Raw genomic sequence first — 18,665 nt, forward strand, 5'->3', positions numbered from 1 at the left:
CACGAATGCACCTATGGCGATTCAACCTGCATAAAACGAACGCTGCGAATGAGGAGCTGGTTATCAGTCTATAATACGGACGCGAAGTCCAAGAAAGGAAGACGACATACCGATTGTTCCATCATTATACAGCTTAAGCAACAAGATGGATAATTCCTTACTGGCTGTAAGGGATATTAACCATAAATATATTGTAGTAGATCAGGAGTGTTCTTTTTTAGAAGTTTGGACAGGATAGGAAATTAGTCAATGAAAAATGTGATGGAGGAAAAAAGGTAAGAATATAACAGTGTTTGTCAAAGGAAAAAGCATAGAAAATAATGAGAAAAATAATTGCATGAAACTCAAGAAATGGTATAATCTAAAATGAAAAGTAATAAAAAAGGTAATGATAAGGAGATAATTGTGACTATTCAAAATTATTGGTTTATGTATATTTGGATATTATTAATAGGAATTGTAAGCTTTATTATGCCCAAGAATGTAGTAGAGCGGCAAGGGATTAGGTATGCACAATGGGGGAAATTTATGGCTCTTATAGCAGTGGTTCCTTTGATTGTATGGGCAACATACCGTACTAGTGCATGGGGAGATACTGGAGCTTATCGAGAAATGTTTTATTCAATTCCTGATAAAGTAAGTGCTATACCAGGGTATTTGGTTACTCACACTAAAGACCGAGGCTTCTCGGCATTAGCTATTTTCCTAAAATCAATTTATTCAGAGACATCAGTCTTCTTCTTTTTGGTAATTGCAATAGTGCAATTGGTTAGTTTGGCACTTACTTATAGAGAGTATTCATCAGACTATTGGTTGGCAATGTTTATTTTTGTTGCTAGTACAGATTATATGTCATGGTGTCATAATGGTGCAAGACAGTTTACCGCAGTAATGTTGATATTTGCTGCATCAAAATGGATTTTTGAAAAAAAGTATATTCCTGCAATTTTAGTTATTTTGCTAGCGTCGACGATTCACGGATCGGCTTTGTTAATGATACCAATTATTTTTATCATTCAAGGTGAAGCTGGAAATAAAAAAACACTGCTTTGTGTTATTGCAGTTATTGTTGCATTAGCTTTTGTTAATCAGTTTACAAACTTGTTGGACACAATGCTTTCAGATACACAATATACCAATGTTGTAACCGATTGGACATTAGATCAAGATGATGGTACTAATCCAATACGTGTTCTTGTGTATGCCATGCCTACAATTCTTGCGCTACTAGGACGAAAATATATAAAATTTGCTAACGATAAAGTAGTTAACATCTGCGTAAATGCTAGTATTGTAAGTTCTGCTTTGGCTCTTTTATCAATGGGAACCTCAGGAATTTTCATAGGACGTTTACCTATTTATTGTAGCTTATATTCAAATGGTATTTTATTGCCTTGGGAAATCAATGCATTTTTTACTGAAAAATCTGCACATATGGTAAAAGTAATAGTTGTTCTTTGCTACACAGCATTCTTTTACTATCAGATGCACTTTACATGGGGATTGTTATGATAAACCAACATATTAAGAAAACGATTAATATAATAATGGGAATCTATAATTGTCAAGATACCTTACAAGAAGCTGTTATGTCACTTATTAATCAGTCGTATAAAGATTGGACATTAATAATGTGTGATGATGGATCAACTGATAGAACTTATGAAGTTGCTTCTATGCTTCGTGACAAATATCCGGATCAAATAGTGTTATTGAAGAATGCACATAACAGAGGTCTGAATTATACTCTTAATAAATGTTTAAAAGAAGCGAATTGTAAATATATAGCGCGAATGGATGGGGATGATCGCTGTTCACCAAAACGTCTTGAACAAGAAGTGGCTGTTCTAGAAAGTGAGCCTGATATTTCAATCGTTAGTACTGATATGGCATATTTTGATGAAACTGGAACATGGGGACGAATATGTCACCCTGATTATCCTACAAAGATGGATTTTGTAAGTGGATCTCCATTTTGTCATGCACCATGTTTGGTTCGTAAAGAAGCATTTGATGCTGTAAATGGTTATTCGGAGTCGCCTTATTTATTAAGAGTAGAAGATTATCATTTGTGGTTTAAGATGTATCTTAAAGAATTTAAGGGGAAGAACATACATGAAGTTTTATATGAAATGCGAGATGATAGAAATGCTTACAGTCGTAGGAAATTTAAATATCGCATTAACGAAGCTTATGTAAAATACTTGATTGTTAAAGAATTTCACTTGCCATTATATTCTTATATACATGTGTTAAGACCGGTTATTGTGGGATTATTACCAAATCATTTATATGATTTTTTACATAAGTGGAATTTAAAGATGGAGAATAAGTAAAATGCATAAAGTGCTGATCGTCGCAAATGTCTCAAAAGAACATATAAGAAAATTTCATATTCCTTTTATTTCATTTATGAGAAAAAAAGGATGGGTTGTCGATGTGGCTTGTAGACTAGATGTTCCAGTTCCTGAGGCATCCAATCAATTTGATCTTCCTTGCAATCGAAATCCATTTTCAGGTGGTGTGCTGAAAAGCATAATAAAGCTTGAAAAGATAATTGATAGTAATCAGTATGATGTAATTCATTGCAATACTATTACAGGAAGTATAATAGCACGTCTGGCTTCTATTAAAGCTAGAAAAAAAGGCACAAGAGTTTTTTATACAAATCATGGGTTACATTATTTTAATGGAGCCCCTATTAGTCGGTGGATAATTGGTTATCCGATGGAGAAAATACTTGCGCCATTAACTGACTGTCTGATTACAATTAATGATGATGATTATAGGATGGTTAAAAAAACATTAAAGGTAGCCGGAAATGTAGAAAAAATTCATGGTATAGGTGTTGATTTAAACAGATTTCGAAATCTTCCTTCAAATTATAGTCCTTTATCACAAAGGGCTGCTATTGGTATTAATTCTGATGCATTTGTTTTAATGTACGTAGCGGAATTGATAGAGAATAAAAATCAAGAAGTGTTGTTGGAATCGGTTTCACGTTTAAAAGATAAATATCCTAATATAGTGTTAGTGCTGGTAGGACCTGATCATCAAAATGGAGCTTTGCAACAATTGGCATGCGACAAAGGTATACGTAATAACGTGAAATTTTTAGGATGGCGTAATGATATTCCTGAACTGTTGTCGATGGCTGATATATATGTTGCCTCTAGTAAATCAGAAGGATTGGGGCTGAATTTAATTGAGGCGATGGCGTGTGGACTTCCTGTTATAGCTTATGACAATAGAGGACATAGAGAGCTTATCGATAATGGGAAAAATGGATTTTTAGTGAACCAGGGGAATGTAGACTTGTTCACTGATAGAATTATTGAACTTTATGAGGACTCTGAAACTAAGAAACGTATTGTTCACTATGCGCAGGAGACAATTGATAAGTATGAAACAGAAAATGTTTTGCAAGAATTATGGTCTATTTACCAGAGAAACATATAGGGGGCTTTAAATATAATGATCAAAGTACTTTTTTTGATTCACGATTTAGGCCAAGGCGGAGCCGAGAAGGTACTTGTAAACTTAGTCAACAATATTGATAAAACTAAGTTCTCTGTGACGGTTGTATCTTTGTTTTCTGGTGGAGTAAATGAGCAATTTTTAAATGAAGATGTTGGTTATCGCTCGATTTTTAAAAAGGCTATACCAGGTAATAGTCATTTTATGAAATTGTTGTCACCGGGGCAGTTACATGACATTTGTGTGAAAGAAAAATATGATATAGAAGTATCTTATTTAGAAGGACCTTCGGCAAGGATTATTAGTGGATGCAAAGACAATAATACAAAACTAGTATCTTGGATCCATAGCGATCAGTCATCTATTAGTATTTTAGCAGCTTCGTTTCGAAATTTTGGAGAAGCAAAAAAATGTTATCTGAATTTTGATAAACATATTTTTGTTGCTGAACAGTTAAGGGATTCATTCTGCAAATTAATAGATGTTAGCAATGAATCGAGGATTTTATTTAATACTAATGAAACAGAACAAATTAAAGAAAAGGCAAATGAAGCAATTGAGATAGATATTAATTCAAATTTCACTATGATTGCTGTTGGAAGCCTAAAAGAAATAAAGGGTTATGACAGATTATTAAACATAGCTAAACGATTAAAAAATGAGGGAAGAAATTTCAAACTTATAATATTAGGAATTGGTCCGTTAGAAGAGAAAATGAGAGCATTTATAAGTAATGAAAACTTAGCTGAACATGTATACATGTTGGGATATAATACTAATCCTTATAAATACGTCGCTAGAGCGGATGTCTTTGTTTGTTCAAGCTATTCGGAAGGTTTTTCGACATCTACAACTGAGGCCCTAATTGTGGGAACTCCAGTTTGTACAGTTCGCGTCTCTGGAATGAAGGAAATGCTTGGAGATAGTGAATACGGATTAATTACAGAAAATTCCGAAGATGACTTATATCGTGGCATTGTCAAATTGATGGATAATAGAGATTTACTTCAGCATTACAAGTCAATGTCACAGATAAGAGGAAAGGTATTTAGTTTAGATAATACTGTCCATGAAGTGGAAGATTTCTTTGAATCTTTAGTTTTAGGAGATAAAAAATGAGGACAATTCTACAGGTTTGTGCTTATGGAGCCGAATATGGAGGAAATTTTATTGCTTCATTAGAAATTTTGGAAGAAGAACTTGAAAAAAAAGGGTATAGAACAATATATGCTTTCTGCGATAAAGCAAAGGATAAAGGTTGGTGCAAAAGAATCGAAGAACGTACAAAAGTGTACTATTTGCCAGAAGCTAAAGCAAGAATATTACCAAGGACCTATCTGTTATTCAATCAGATTTATAAAGAGAATGAGGTTGATATTGTTCATACACATTTTGAGCTATATGATATTCCAGCTACTGTGATGGCAAAGAAAAAAACTGCTATATATTGGCACTTGCATGACCCAATTAATGTGTTTGATGGAATGAGAGGGTTATTGTGGAAAGTTCAATATGGTGTTGTTGGAAAACGTGCAATATTACTTTCAGTATCAGATTTCTATAGAAAAGAAGTAATAGAAATTGGATTTCCAGAAGAACAATCAAAAGTGGTCCTAAATGGTATAGATACAAGTAGATTAGAAAAAACTTCTTTTTCAACAAATCCCAGATATCAATTTTTGACACTTGGGTGGGATTTCTATAGAAAGGGAGATGATATCATTATAGAAGCCTGTAAACGATTATATGCCGATGGGTATGAGTTTTCTCTTCTTCTTAATGGTAATGAAAGCACTTGGCCGATTTTGGAACAATATCTCGATAATAAGGAATATCCTTTTTTAGTCAAAGGTTATCCAACAAAGGAAATTGGTGAATTGTATAAATCTGCCAATATATTTATTCAAGCAAGTCGTAAAGAAACTTTTTCTTATGCTGTTTGTGAAGCTTCATATATGGGTATGCCAGTAATAAGTAGTGATATAGCTGGTCTTGAGTGGGCTCATATGTTGCCTACGGTGACCTTTTTTGAAAATGAAAATGTTGAAGAATTATATAATTTGATGAAGACGTTTTTAGATGGAAAGCAATTTGTTGAAAAAGATTACAACCAAACCAAAGCGATAATTAATTCAGACTATACAATTCATGCATGGGCTCATAAAATTATGAGAATATATAATTTAGGTGATACGAAATGTTAAGTGTTATAGTTCCAGTTTATAACAGTATAAAGTATTTAGAAAAGTGTATTACGAGTATTTGCAAACAGAATTATCAGGATCTAGAAATTATTTGTATTGATGATGGGTCTCGAGATGGGTCAGGTGAATTATTGGATTCTTTATCCTGTAATGACTCGAGAATTAAAGTTTTTCATCAAGATAATTCTGGAGTATCAATAGCTCGAAATAGAGGTCTTCAATTAGCAACAGGGGAGTATGTTACTTTTGTTGATAGTGATGATGAAATTCATGAAGATATGTATGAGGTCCTTATGAACTATTTCAAAGAACAAGATGTTGATATTGTTCATTGTGGATATAAAAAAAAGCATCTTGATGGTACGGAGACTAATATTTCTGGAACATATAAATTAATGAAACAATCTTCGGATGAAGCCATTAAATGCTTGATAGAAGGACGATATTTTACTGGTGGTACTTGGAATAAAATTTTCTCTAAATCATGTTTAGAAGGCATTAGTTTTGAAACAGATTTGAAAATTAATGAAGATATATTGTTTACTTTTTGTGCATTTCAAAAAGCTAGAAACATATTATTCTATGATGCCCCTTTTTATTCCTATTATGAAAGAGAAGGATCGGCATGTTTTACGACAGCAGATATGAAGAAGGCACATGATTGTAGCGTAGTTGCCGAGAAAATGTGTGTGGTGAGCAGAGGAAAATCATATTATGAAAATGCTATTAGCCGATATTATTCGATAATAACCAATGAATACAGATGTATGTTAATGGTGAAGGATAGTAAAAATGAACGCTTATTATTAAAAAAGAAAATATACGAAATACAAAAATTATCTGAAAGATTACCATTTAAACACAAGATTAATAATGCAGTTATGCTCTCCTTTCCAGTATTATATCTTTTTTTATATGAAATATATAATAAGTTGCGAAAACCTAATTGGGATGTGAAGGAATAATTATGGGAAAAGTACGATTTTTGATAGCTATAATAAGGGGAATAATTCCTGGAATTACTGAATCATTTAATAATCCTAAAATTCAGCAAGATATTAACAGGTGGAAGAGCATTTATCGCTTGGATGAGTTATCTGATAAATGTGCGCTATTAGTGCTGCTTGCAAATTATCCGGAATTTCGTAATTTATATATTTATAGAAATTCCTCCAGAAAAATATATGTTAGATTATTGAGGGTGTTCTATAAGCCTATGGATTCTTTATATATTTATGCAAAGGAAATAGGAGGAGGATTATTTATTCAACATGGATTTGCAACGATGATTTCAGCTGAATATATAGGAGAAAACTGTTGGATAAATCAGCAGGTCACAATAGGATATAATGGGCAAGGAAAAGCCCCTTATATTGGAAATAATGTTATGATTACCTGTGGTGCAAAAGTGCTTGGAGATATCAGAATAGGAAATGATGTTGTTATAGGTGCTAATGCTGTGGTAATACGTGATGTAGAGTCGGGCGCAACTATGGGAGGAGTACCGGCAAAGAAACTGAAATAAAGGATATTAAACATGAAATTATTAAGCATCATCATACCCATCTATAATGTTGAAGATTATTTGTTAGAATGTGTTGAGTCTGTATGTGCGCAGACGTATCAGAGTATAGAAATAATACTTGTTGATGATGGATCTACAGATAAAAGTCCTCAGATTTGTGACGAATTAAGTAAAAGAGATGCTCGAATAGTAGTAATACATCAAGAAAATGCTGGTGGTGGTGCTGCTAGAAATATAGGCCTTTCCATCGCAAAAGGTGAGTATATTGCGTTTGTTGACAGTGATGACTATATTTCACCGTATATGTATGAAAAGCTAATCAGTATATTAGAAAACGATAGCAGTATTGATATTATTGAGTGTGGTTATGTAACTGTTGGGGAGAATGAGAAGATTATCTTCCAACAAAACAATAATGATGAAATCTTAGTAAGAAAGTTTTCGGTAGAGGAAGCTTTAGTTGCACATATTAATGATACTTCTTTCAGACAACTAATTTGGAATAAAGTATATAGGAGAAAAGTATTAAATGAAGTGCGATTTCCTGAAATAAAAGGAATTGATGACGAATTTTGGACATATAAAGCACTAGGTAATGCAGAATCTTTAGGTCTCATTTCGGAGCAATATTATGCCTATCGTCAGCAAAACCAATCGGTAATGCACACATTAGATGCTAAGAAAAGATTAAGAACATTAGAAGCAAAAACTGAGCGACATAAATATATACGTGATAAATATCCTAATTTGATTTCAAATAGTGCTGCGAGTGTTTGGTTTACTGCACTATATTGTGGTCAATTGGTTTATTTAGACAAAAATATATCTAATAAAAAAGAGATGACAAGATGGATTTATGCAAATTTGCGTAAATGTATAGATCAAGATAATTGTAAAAATGAATTAAACTGGAAGCAAAGACTTTGGATTGACCTTGCAAATATTAATTTTGACTTTACTTGTAAAATGCGAATGATATTGAAGATCGGCCTATAGTGTTGGAGGTAACTATGGATTTGATTTCTGTGATAGTACCAGTTTATAATGTGAAGAATTATTTGAAAAAATGTGTGGATAGTATTCTCTCACAAACATATTCTGTACTACAAGTAATTTTAGTGGATGATGGATCTACAGATGGCTCTGGAGAATTATGTGATTTATTAGCAAAATGTGATAAACGAATTCAAGTTGTTCACAAATCAAACGGTGGACTCTCAGATGCAAGAAATGCAGGAATAGAGATTGCTGAGGGAAAATACTTTTCCTTTATAGATAGCGATGATTATATTGAACCAGATATGGTTGAAAGTTTATACAAATTAGCTAAAAGTACAGATTGTCAGATTACTATTTCGAATATGAAGCGTTTTTTTTCGGATGGTGGCATTGAGACTTTTTATGAACCTGTTAATCAAATATCAGTATATGAAGCGGATGAACGATTTGAAACGTTAAAGCAGCCGTCAGTCTGTAATAAATTATTTTTAGCTGAGTTATTTAATGATATTCAATTCCCTAAGGGGAAGTTTTATGAAGATACTTTTGTATATCATGAGCTTCTTTACAGAGCTGAACGAGTTGGGCTAACTGGAAAAGTAGGATATTGGTATTTATCTAGAAAGGAAAGTATAACTGGAAAAGAAAGATATACGATTAGATATTTTGATTTTTTAGAGGCAGTATCTAAAAGAATGCATTTTTTAAATGAAAAAAATGTGAAAAAATATGGAATTGAAGCATGTTTAAGTTATTATTTGGCTTTTTCCAGCGCTGAAAGATATTTAAAGGATAATGCTGGATGTAGAGAAAAAATGCTGAATGCACGAGAAGAATATGTATATGCATATAAAATAATACTTAGTAGTACAGATATTAGTTGGAAACAAAAGGTAAAGGCAGCTTTATTATTATATTGTCCAAAATTTCATTCAATATTATTTTGATTGGAGGAAATAATATAATGAATTTAATACAACGAATAGAATGGCGATTGTTTAAAGAAGTTAGAAGGTTACGATTAAAAAATACTAATCCTACAATTATTGCTTCAAATTGTAATGGAGAATTTATCTATTATGATATGAAATTAAATTTCTTGTCACCTACCATTAACTTGAGTTTTGATATGAACGACTATGTAAAAATGTTAGAGAATCTAAAATGGTACATGGAGCAACCGATAACACCATATGAAGATGATCGTTTTGATTATCCGACTGGAATGTTAGGAGATATAGAAATTCGATTCAATCATTATTCCACTTTTGAAGAAGCAGTAAAAAAATGGGAGCAACGTAAAAAAAGGATTAATTGGGACAATCTATATATTCTTGCAATAGATGGTGATAATTGTACATATGAATCAATGGTTCGATTTGATAATTTACCATTTAAACATAAAGTTATATTCACTCATAAAGAGTATCCAGAAATCAAATCTTCTTTCTATATACGAGGATTTGAAAAGGAAAATGGCGTAGGAGTGGCTCTCTATTTTAGAGATCAATTTTTCATCAGGAGATATATGGACGATTTTGATTACATATCTTTTTTAAACAACAGAGATTGAAAGGATAGCAATGGAAAGAATACCAAAAAAAATTCATTACTGCTGGGTTGGTGGAACAGCTAAGCCAAAATCGGTACAGTATTGTATTGATTCATGGAAAAAGTACTGTCCGGATTATGAAATAATCGAGTGGAATGAAGATAATTATGATTTCTCAAAGAATCGATATATGAAAGAGGCATATGATAATAAAAAATGGGGATTTGTGCCCGATTACGCTAGATTGGACATTATATATCAGCATGGTGGTATATACATGGATACAGATGTTGAGATGGTTGCAAATTTAGATGATCTCCTTGAATATGAAGGATTTTTTGGATTTGAGAATACTGGAAATGGGCAATATTATGTGAACTGTGGACATGGTTTTGGTGCTGTTGCCAATCACCCCATTGTGAAAGCAGCGAGAGATTTGTATGATAACATACACTTTGTAAATCAAGATGGAACACTGAATATGATTCCGTCACCGCAATATACTACACAAACGCTTTTGGAATATGGGTTAGTAGCGAATAATAAAGACCAAGAGTTAGATAGAGTTAAGGTTTTTGCTTCAGATGTTTTGTGCCCTAAGAATTTTATGACAGGGAAGATTAAAAAAACATCAAGAACAGTTTCTATACATCATTTTACTGCTACTTGGCTTGATGAAGAAGTAAAAAAAGCTTTAAATCATCAACAATTTTTAAATAATGTGTTTGGCAAAAAAATTGGAAAGTGTATTCTTATTGGAGAGAGTGTTATTCAAAAATATGGTTTCCCAGGGGTGTTTCTTAATTTGCCTAGAAATCTTTTAAAAAAAGTTTTTCAAAAAATTGATACTAAATTTGAAAATTATGAATATATCCATGGACTGAAAAAAGCTCAAAAAGCTCATTGTGGAAAGGATAATCCGATTATTTTAGATACGGCATTAGAAAGTGATAACTGTGGGGATCAAATAATTATGGAAAATTGTTTGAAACAACTTTCTACAATAAGAGATATTAACTCTTATATGCATATACCAACACATCGACCGGTAACTTCATTAGAGAAGAAATTATTACAGAAAGCTTCATATAAAATTCTTTGTGGAACAAATGCCTTATCTGGCCATATGAAGTATTATGGTTTATGGAAGTTGGGGAAAGATGTTGCTCCGTTTGCTAATACTGTTCTAATGGGTGTTGGATTTGCTTCAGATAGTGAGGAGTTTGACAAATATAGCAAAGAATTGATGCACTCTATTTTGTCAAATAGATATCTTCATTCTGTCAGAGATAAGTTTTCTGAAAGAATGTTGAAAAAGATGGGAATAAATAATGTTATTTATACAGGTTGTCCTACTATGTGGGGGATAACAAAGGAATTGTGTGCTCGTATTCCTTGCAACAAAGGAAACAATGTAATCACGACTATTACAGATTATAATACTGATCCTGAAATCGATAAAATGATGATCGATATTCTGTGTAGCGAATACAACAAAGTATATATATGGATACAAGGTCAGCATGATTTAGATTATATAAAACAGTTAAATGTTATGGAACGAGTAATTATTGTTGACAATACGTTGGAAGCTCTTGATGCTATTCTTAAAAATACAAATATTGATTATGTAGGTACTCGCTTACATGCAGGAATTAGAGCTTTATCTTATGGTCATAGGACAATAGTAGTGTCAATTGATAATCGTGCGAGAGAAATATCAGAAGATACAGGACTTGTGACAATTGAGAGACATCAAATTAGAGAATCTTTAAGAACCATGATTAATAAAGAGTTTTCTACTAGAATTAATATGCCTCAAGATAATATTAAACAATGGAAAGAACAATTCTTTTAGAGGGGGGTATCCGGATATGATTGAAAAATCAAATAAGTTGATGAATGTCAGAGTATTTGCAATTCTGTCCGTTATTATCTATCATAGTATTATTTTGTACTCCGACTCATGGGACTTATATTTGTCATCCAATCATAGTATTTTTTTAGCTGGTATTTGCAAATTGCTTAATTTTTATATGATGCCGTTGTTCTTCTCATTATCGGGATTTCTGTTTTTTTATTCATATAAAAAACGTAAGTTAAGTGCTTTGATGAGTAATAAGTTTCTTAGGTTATTGATTCCTTTTGTTTTTGTTGGAACATGTTACATGATACCTATAAGAATCCTTTTGAAATATCCAGGATATAATAATAAATCGATAGGTATTATTATAAAAGAACTATTTACAATTAGTAACGCAGGTCATCTTTGGTATTTGCCCGCATTGTTTGTGATATTTATTTTGACAAAAATAATTTTATCTGCATGCGATTATAATGGAATATTATCAAAAAACAAAGATATTATTTTATTGTTGTTTGGAATTATACTATATTTTGAGGGGTATAGAATCTGTTTTAAAATCCCATCGTTATTATCATGTTGTGCTTACTTGCAATTTTTTTCGCTTGGTTTTCTTCTTAACCAGAGAGAAGAAATTATTGAAAAATACTTGAATAGCACATTTCCCAAGAGTTTAATTACTATTGTGGCATTGCTGTTAATGATATTTTGTTCATTTGCACCGAATAGTAGTGTGATGATCAATTTATTCTCTAAAATGATCTTTATTTTGACTGTTTATTTAGTGATGCCAAGTAAAACTGTTAGAATGATTCAGATCATTGACAGGGATAGTTTTGGAATGTATTTATTCCATTCACCGCTCACATATATTACCTACACATTTTTGGTAGATGCAATCCCTTCTATTGTTGTCGGTATCAATTTGTTATTATTTGGTTGTTTTTCGATTTTACTCACTGAAATAATCAGACGAACGAGATTAAACTTTATCATAGGGGAATGCAGTATTAAGAAAGAGGCATAAGAAATCATGAAAAAATCAAGAACAGAATATTCGGTTTTGAATATAATGACTGGATTGGGTGGATATGCTATTAACACTGTTTTAGGATTTATTTGTAGAATGGTATTTGTTAAATGTCTTTCAGAAGATTATTTGGGAGTTAATGGCTTTTTTACAAATATTCTTACAATGTTATCATTAGCTGAATTGGGAATAGGAAATGCAGTAGTTTTTGCATTATATAAACCATTAGCTGAAGATGACAAAGATAAAATTGCGTCATTAGTTAAGTTATATGGAACTGCCTACAAAACGATTGGCATTATTGTAGGAGCAATAGGAATAGCATTAATGCCATTCTTAAATGTAATTATACGAAATGAGCCTAATATCGCAGAAAGTATATATCTTCTCTATATTATAAATCTATTTAATACTGCTAGTACGTATTTTTTTAGTTATAGAAGCTCTTTAATAATTGCAGCACAAGAAAACTATATTATTTCAGGAGTTAATTATGCTGTTACAATAGGGCAGAGTATAATCCAGATGTTTTTGCTTGTTTTTACAAGAAACTATCTCTTATATTTACTTGTCCAAACTGTGGGGACATTTACGTATAACATCACGGTTTCTAAAATCGCAGTTATTAAATTCCCGTACATTAAAGATAAAAATATAAAGCCATTACCTGAAGACGAAAAGAAGACACTATTTAACAATGTTCGCGATTTGACAATTTATAAAATATCTTCGTTACTTGTAAACAGTACAGATAATATTCTGATTACTTTTTTTAAAGGTTTAGCTACGACAGGTATCGCATCAAATTACACATTGTTAGTAACTACGTTGAATACTTTACTGTCACAAATTTTTAATGGATTAACAGCTTCTATAGGGAATCATAATGCTATAGAAAAAGATGATAGTAAATATGCTATGTTCAGCTTCCTCAATATGATGAATTTCTGGATTTTTGGGTGGGCAACATTGGGTATCATTTTTTGTTCTTCAGATATTGTGAAATTGTGTTTTGGTGCCAATTATGTATTGCCTATAGAAATTCCATTTATTATGGCTGCAAACTTTTTCTCAGTAGGTATGATGAATGCAGTGTGGACATATAAGCATACAATGGGATTATTTCATTACGGTAGATTTCTGCAATTCGCAACTGGAGTATTGAATATAATATTTTCAATATTTTTTGGGAAAATATGGGGTTTGTTCGGCATACTTGGCGCTACGTTGTGTGCAAGATTGGCAACCTCTCTTTGGTATGATCCTTATGCAGTATTTAAATATGGCTTTAACAAATCACCACTATTATATGTTCGAAAATATTTGCAATATTTAGTTGTTATGATTATTGCAGCAATAGGATGCAAATTATCGTTCAGAGTACTGATCGGATCGTTGGCAATAAAAGTGATTGAGGAAATTATTCTTTGTAGCGTAGTAACAAATGTTTGCTTTTGGGTTGCATTGCATAGACAGCCTGAATTTATAAAACTTAAGGAGATTCTTTCAAGAATTCTCTCTATTGTAAGAATAAAAAAAAGTTAAAACAGAATTGAAAGATGTAGGAATATGCAGAACGAATGTGTAAACGTTATTGTGCCAGTATATAATGTCGAAAACTATTTGGATGAATGTATCAGTTCTATATTAAATCAAACATTTTCAAATATTCGATTAATATTGGTAAATGATGGATCCAAAGATAATAGTTTGGGTAAATGCGAAATATGGAAGAATAAAGATGATAGAATTATTGTGGTCAATCAAGTAAACCAGGGAGTTTCATGTGCAAGAAATACTGGATTAAAATATGCCCAAGGAAAATTTGTTTTATTTATAGATGCAGATGATGTATTAGATGAAAAGGTTATTGAAGAATTGATCAGAAACTACGAACCGGGGTGTGTAGTGGGAATTGCTGTAGATTCCTTTGATAATATTATGCACGAGCCGGACAATACATTATCGGATAGCCTTGAATGTACATTTAGAGAATTGATGGATAGTCGCAATGGTTATTTTTGTTGGGGAATATTATATGAGTATGATACTATAAAGAATTATAATATAACTTTTTGTGAAGGTTTGAGGAATCTTGAAGATGTAGTATGGAATATTCAATATGGAATGTATGTTGATAATGCAAAGCTAGTCAATACAGCTTTATATCATTATCGCATTAGAGAAGGATCAATTACGACAAATTGCCATGATTATCAATGGCAAATAAAATCTTGGTTAAAAGCATATAACTATGTACAATCGCTTCCTGTGTTATATGGAAAGCGTAATTATTATAATAAGGAAAAAAGGCGATGCAAGAACAACATTTACGCAGAGGTTTTCTGGGGAAAGATTACTTGGAATGAATTAAAGAAATGGCTAACAGAATCCAATTGTCAAAAGAATTTTTCTAAACTTGAATTCTTTATCTATAGATTGCTTTTTAACCTTAGAACAAAATAAAACAAAATAGTAGAACGGAGTTTTATATGGGATTAATGTAAAGCTTATCTATGATAGTAATGTTATTATTAGAGTTTCATACATAATTAGTGATTGAGGAGTGATATTATAAAAAACGCGAGAAATGTATGCATTGATTATTTGAAATTATTTTTTGCAATTCAAGTAGTTGCGTTACACACAAGTCCATTCAGTGAATATAGCTCTGTTTTAAGCTATTTAGGATCTCAAACAATCTCTAGACTGGCAGTTCCCTATTTTTCTGCAATATCAGGTTATTATTTTTTTAATAATAATTCTAATACAAAATATATAAAGTCAATTAAAAAATATATTTTAATGTATTCAGTTTGGTCGGTTTTGATGTTTCTATATGAAGCAGTTAACTGGAAAAAAGACGCACTGTCTTTTTTTGTATATGCCATCAAGGTATATTTGTTTGAAGGGTGGCATCAGTTATGGTATTTATTAGCAATTATATACACCATAATTTTGATATTTATAGTCAAAGAAATATTAAAAATATCCGAAGTGCTTATTTCATATTTATCCATTTTATTATTGATGATTGGAATATCCATATCAAATTATGGAAATCTATTCTTGAGTTTTCCAATACTAAATAAATTGATTCAATGTGATAGAAACATGACGGTTGGTTGGATTTTTATTGTAATACCGTTTTTCATGCTTGGCAAGACTATAAATGATCACTGTAATAATAGTATTGATACTAAAGTTGTTGTATGTCAAATGGGACTATGTTTGATAGGATTAGAGTTGGAAATATTGATTACAACTATTTTGAATTTACATAATAACGTTGTTCTATGCCTGTTTACGTGTCCGTGTATTTATTGTCTAATAAAATGGGCCATAAGTGATCCGTTTTATCAGAAACAGAAAAGTGGAAGGTACTGTTCAAGAATGTCTTCTATGATTTATTATGGACACTATGTTTTGACAATGATTTTATTCTCATTTGGAGTTAGCCCGACTAAAACATTTATATTTACTTTAGTTGTAACACTGGTTTTGGGAAACTGTATAATATCTTCTAATAATTCATTACTTAAAAAGATTATATAGATACTAATTAAGTAAAGACAAAATACTTTAATGATATGAGAGTGTTGATAAAGAAAAAAATAAAGTATATGTGCATTATTCTTTTAGTTATGATAGTGGTCTTTTTTGGGGGAATAATGTGTTCAAAATATAGATTAGAAATAACTCGTTATGATTTGAAATTAGAAAGTATACATTCTGGAAGCGGTTTAAGAATTGTACAGCTGTCAGACTTACATAATATGTATTTTGGAAGAGAAAATGAAAAGATTGCTTCTAAGGTAGATGCAGAAAAACCAGATTTGATTTTTATAACAGGAGATATTGTGAATTCCCATAAATGGAATGACAATGATTATGCTACAGGGCTAATTCGTCAACTATGCAAAATTGCACCAGTGTATGTTTCGTTGGGAAATCAGGAAATGGACTTGATTGAAGAAAAAACTATAGACATTATAGGAGATTATGAAAGAGCAGGGGCAACTGTATTAAATTTTTCTTTTTCTGATGTTGATATCAATGGCCAAAAATATCGTATAGGAGGTATTTATGGATATTGTCTTCCAGTTGCCTATGCATATGAAACGCATCGTGAAGATGAGACTAAGTTCCTATTGGAGTTTCAAGATACAAGTGCATGTAAACTCTTGCTTTGTCATATGCCAGTTAGCTGGTTAAATTCTTGGAGCCTTTATGATTGGGACGTGGATGTCGTTTTTTCAGGACATACGTATGGTGGCCAGGTTAAAATTCCAATTGTAGGAGGTCTTTGGGCTCCAGACTTAGGATGGTTTCCAGGAAAGTTGGAAGGTGTATATTCAACAAATTTTAATGACTGGAATAATAGTAGGAAAGAATTATTACAATATGTGAAATACATGAAATATGATACTACATATTATGAGGAACACGACGAGTATTATCCAAGTTATCTTGCTTTGTCGAGAGGTTTGGGGAATACTGACTGGATGCCACGATTTAATAATCCGCCTGAAATTGTAGTTGTAGATTTAGTTCCAGAGGAGGATGGAAATGCAAAAGATAAATAAATATTTTCTTGAAGCGTTGAAAGCTTCTCTGAATGGTGAAACTGTAGATTGGATCACAGAAGATATTTCATTTGAGGAGTTTTCACAGCTTTATCAGATTTCAAATATTCATAACGTGCTTTCAATGATTTTTGAGGCAACTTTCAGTTGTGAAGTAGCTAAGCAGATGCCACCACAATTTATGATGATGTATAGAAGGAATGTCATTCAATCAATCGCGCAGCAGACCATGAAATCATCAGAATTTCAAATGCTTTCGGATCATATCCGTTCAAAAGGGATTAAGCCATGCGTTGTTAAGGGCATAGTTTGCAGAAATCTTTATCCAAATCCTGATGCAAGAGTATCTGGAGATGAGGATGTCTTTATTCCGGAAGAACAGTTTGGAATAAGCCATAAATCCTTACTTGATTATGGAATGATCCTTATGGAACCTGAAAAAGATATTGAGGCAATTTATGAAGTTCCTTATGTTAAGCCAGAAAGTCCGCTTTATATCGAACTTCATAAGCATATGTTTCCACCAGAATCAGAAGCTTATGGTAATTTGAATCGTTTCTTTGATGGCATTCATAATCGTATAGAAAAACCACATAAAGGTGAGTGTGGGCTGATTGAAGAAGAAATCAATGGAACCAAGTTCCTAACCATGAACCATACTGACCACCTATTGTACTTAATTTTACATAGTTTTAAGCACTTCTTGCACAGTGGCTTTGGTATCCGTCAGGTGTGTGACATTAATCTTTATGCAACTGCATATGGATATGATATTGATTGGGAATATGTTCTTTCCTGTCTCCAGGAGGTACGCGCTGACCTGTTTGCAGCATCTATGTTCGTAATTGGTGAGAAGTATTTGACCTTTGACCCTGTGAAAGCGTGTTATCCAAATTGCTGGAAATCAATCGAAGTGGACGAGACGGCCATGTTAGATGATTTGCTTGCTTCCGGAGTTTTCGGACAATCGGATATGAGTCGTAAACACAGTAGCAACATTACTTTGAATGCAATGATTGCAGATAAGCGTGGCGAGAAGGCATCTACAGGAAAACTACAGGCTGCGATTAAAGCAGTATGTCTTCCGGTTGATAAGATGTCGGATCGATTTACATATCTTAAGAAGATGCCATTCCTGCTTCCTATTGCATGGATTCAGAGAGTATGGATCTACAAAAAGGAAACAGCTGGTAATCAGGAAGGTAATAACGCAGCTGATAGTATTAAAATCGGTAATGAACGCGTTGAATTAATGCGTAAATATGGAATTATAAAATAGCAGCAAGCCCCGACGATTGCCGGGGCTTAGTGTTAACTTCCAATTGTAGGTACAACTAAACAAAAATCCATTGCATATCAATTGTTAAAAACGTAAGGTAAGCGATGAATAATCACCCGGTTTTTCATCTCCTCAAATTTGTGAGATAA

General features: G+C 32.2%; 17 protein-coding genes. All 17 read left to right on the plus strand.

Translation table 11 applies throughout. The annotated features are described in order from the left end of the window. Positions 1–405: 405 nt before the first annotated feature. The 17 genes from DW769_RS14050 (at position 406) to DW769_RS14130 (ending at position 18,516) form a co-directional block, all read left to right on the plus strand. Entirely contained in the window at positions 406–1,512 is a 1,107-nt protein-coding gene (locus DW769_RS14050) for an EpsG family protein (RefSeq protein ID WP_199688485.1), read from the plus strand. Then, positions 1,497–2,336 (plus strand): glycosyltransferase family 2 protein, encoded by an 840-nt coding sequence (locus tag DW769_RS14055; RefSeq protein ID WP_243105460.1) that lies wholly within the window; start codon positions 1,497–1,499, stop codon positions 2,334–2,336. Before DW769_RS14050 ends, DW769_RS14055 begins: the two co-directional genes overlap by 16 nt. Before the next feature lies 1 nt (position 2,337). Next, positions 2,338–3,459: a glycosyltransferase family 4 protein gene (locus tag DW769_RS14060; RefSeq protein ID WP_118750523.1), complete on the plus strand. Its 1,122-nt coding sequence runs from the start codon at positions 2,338–2,340 to the stop codon at positions 3,457–3,459. Between the two features lie 15 nt (positions 3,460–3,474). Further along, a complete protein-coding gene (locus tag DW769_RS14065; protein ID WP_118750524.1) occupies positions 3,475–4,596 on the plus strand; it encodes a glycosyltransferase in 1,122 nt (373 codons plus the stop codon). Next, positions 4,593–5,681, plus strand: a complete 1,089-nt coding sequence (locus DW769_RS14070) for a glycosyltransferase family 4 protein (RefSeq protein WP_118750525.1) — start codon at positions 4,593–4,595, stop codon at positions 5,679–5,681. The genes DW769_RS14065 and DW769_RS14070 overlap by 4 nt, the downstream gene beginning before the upstream one ends. After that, complete coding sequence (locus tag DW769_RS14075; protein WP_118750526.1) at positions 5,675–6,646, plus strand: glycosyltransferase; 972 nt, start codon at positions 5,675–5,677, stop codon at positions 6,644–6,646. The genes DW769_RS14070 and DW769_RS14075 overlap by 7 nt, the downstream gene beginning before the upstream one ends. 2 nt (positions 6,647–6,648) lie before the next feature. Continuing rightward, complete coding sequence (locus DW769_RS14080; protein WP_118750527.1) at positions 6,649–7,206, plus strand: serine O-acetyltransferase; 558 nt, start codon at positions 6,649–6,651, stop codon at positions 7,204–7,206. A 12-nt stretch (positions 7,207–7,218) separates the two neighbouring features. Continuing rightward, positions 7,219–8,202: a glycosyltransferase gene (locus DW769_RS14085; RefSeq protein ID WP_118750528.1), complete on the plus strand. Its 984-nt coding sequence runs from the start codon at positions 7,219–7,221 to the stop codon at positions 8,200–8,202. Positions 8,203–8,216: 14 nt separating this feature from the next. Further along, positions 8,217–9,152, plus strand: a complete 936-nt coding sequence (locus DW769_RS14090; RefSeq protein ID WP_118750529.1) for a glycosyltransferase family 2 protein — start codon at positions 8,217–8,219, stop codon at positions 9,150–9,152. A gap of 17 nt (positions 9,153–9,169) precedes the next feature. After that, positions 9,170–9,778 carry a DUF1919 domain-containing protein gene (locus tag DW769_RS14095; protein WP_118750530.1) on the plus strand — a complete coding sequence of 203 codons (609 nt, stop codon included), beginning with the start codon at positions 9,170–9,172 and terminating at the stop codon, positions 9,776–9,778. Between the two features lie 10 nt (positions 9,779–9,788). Next, positions 9,789–11,615 (plus strand): polysaccharide pyruvyl transferase family protein, encoded by a 1,827-nt coding sequence (locus DW769_RS14100; RefSeq protein ID WP_118750531.1) that lies wholly within the window; start codon positions 9,789–9,791, stop codon positions 11,613–11,615. A gap of 16 nt (positions 11,616–11,631) precedes the next feature. Next, positions 11,632–12,648, plus strand: a complete 1,017-nt coding sequence (locus tag DW769_RS14105) for an acyltransferase family protein (protein ID WP_118750532.1) — start codon at positions 11,632–11,634, stop codon at positions 12,646–12,648. 6 nt (positions 12,649–12,654) lie between these two features. After that, the gene (locus tag DW769_RS14110) at positions 12,655–14,196 is read left to right on the plus strand and encodes a lipopolysaccharide biosynthesis protein (protein WP_118750533.1); all 1,542 of its coding nucleotides are present in this window, start codon (positions 12,655–12,657) and stop codon (positions 14,194–14,196) included. Positions 14,197–14,220: 24 nt separating this feature from the next. After that, the gene (locus DW769_RS14115) at positions 14,221–15,117 is read left to right on the plus strand and encodes a glycosyltransferase family 2 protein (protein WP_118750534.1); all 897 of its coding nucleotides are present in this window, start codon (positions 14,221–14,223) and stop codon (positions 15,115–15,117) included. A gap of 93 nt (positions 15,118–15,210) precedes the next feature. After that, a complete protein-coding gene (locus DW769_RS17455; RefSeq protein WP_442857763.1) occupies positions 15,211–16,206 on the plus strand; it encodes an acyltransferase family protein in 996 nt (331 codons plus the stop codon). A gap of 116 nt (positions 16,207–16,322) precedes the next feature. Beyond that, entirely contained in the window at positions 16,323–17,237 is a 915-nt protein-coding gene (locus DW769_RS14125; protein ID WP_158579830.1) for a metallophosphoesterase, read from the plus strand. Further along, positions 17,221–18,516 (plus strand): nucleotidyltransferase domain-containing protein, encoded by a 1,296-nt coding sequence (locus tag DW769_RS14130; protein ID WP_158579831.1) that lies wholly within the window; start codon positions 17,221–17,223, stop codon positions 18,514–18,516. The genes DW769_RS14125 and DW769_RS14130 overlap by 17 nt, the downstream gene beginning before the upstream one ends. Positions 18,517–18,665 lie beyond the last annotated feature (149 nt).

Source organism: Blautia sp. AM29-29, assembly GCF_003480555.1.
In the GTDB taxonomy this organism is placed as follows: domain Bacteria; phylum Bacillota; class Clostridia; order Lachnospirales; family Lachnospiraceae; genus Fusicatenibacter; species Fusicatenibacter saccharivorans.

Bases quoted from the DNA above. Each gene is read 5' to 3' on its own strand.
- DW769_RS14055 (WP_243105460.1), top strand. From the start codon at position 1,497: ATGGGGATTGTTATGATAAACCAACATATTAAGAAAACGATTAATATA.
- DW769_RS14060 (WP_118750523.1), top strand. From the start codon at position 2,338: ATGCATAAAGTGCTGATCGTCGCAAATGTCTCAAAAGAACATATAAGA.
- DW769_RS14065 (WP_118750524.1), top strand. From the start codon at position 3,475: ATGATCAAAGTACTTTTTTTGATTCACGATTTAGGCCAAGGCGGAGCC.
- DW769_RS14070 (WP_118750525.1), top strand. From the start codon at position 4,593: ATGAGGACAATTCTACAGGTTTGTGCTTATGGAGCCGAATATGGAGGA.
- DW769_RS14075 (WP_118750526.1), top strand. From the start codon at position 5,675: ATGTTAAGTGTTATAGTTCCAGTTTATAACAGTATAAAGTATTTAGAA.
- DW769_RS14080 (WP_118750527.1), top strand. From the start codon at position 6,649: ATGGGAAAAGTACGATTTTTGATAGCTATAATAAGGGGAATAATTCCT.
- DW769_RS14085 (WP_118750528.1), top strand. From the start codon at position 7,219: ATGAAATTATTAAGCATCATCATACCCATCTATAATGTTGAAGATTAT.
- DW769_RS14090 (WP_118750529.1), top strand. From the start codon at position 8,217: ATGGATTTGATTTCTGTGATAGTACCAGTTTATAATGTGAAGAATTAT.
- DW769_RS14095 (WP_118750530.1), top strand. From the start codon at position 9,170: ATGAATTTAATACAACGAATAGAATGGCGATTGTTTAAAGAAGTTAGA.
- DW769_RS14100 (WP_118750531.1), top strand. From the start codon at position 9,789: ATGGAAAGAATACCAAAAAAAATTCATTACTGCTGGGTTGGTGGAACA.
- DW769_RS14105 (WP_118750532.1), top strand. From the start codon at position 11,632: ATGATTGAAAAATCAAATAAGTTGATGAATGTCAGAGTATTTGCAATT.
- DW769_RS14110 (WP_118750533.1), top strand. From the start codon at position 12,655: ATGAAAAAATCAAGAACAGAATATTCGGTTTTGAATATAATGACTGGA.
- DW769_RS14115 (WP_118750534.1), top strand. From the start codon at position 14,221: ATGCAGAACGAATGTGTAAACGTTATTGTGCCAGTATATAATGTCGAA.
- DW769_RS14125 (WP_158579830.1), top strand. From the start codon at position 16,323: ATGTGTTCAAAATATAGATTAGAAATAACTCGTTATGATTTGAAATTA.
- DW769_RS14130 (WP_158579831.1), top strand. From the start codon at position 17,221: ATGCAAAAGATAAATAAATATTTTCTTGAAGCGTTGAAAGCTTCTCTG.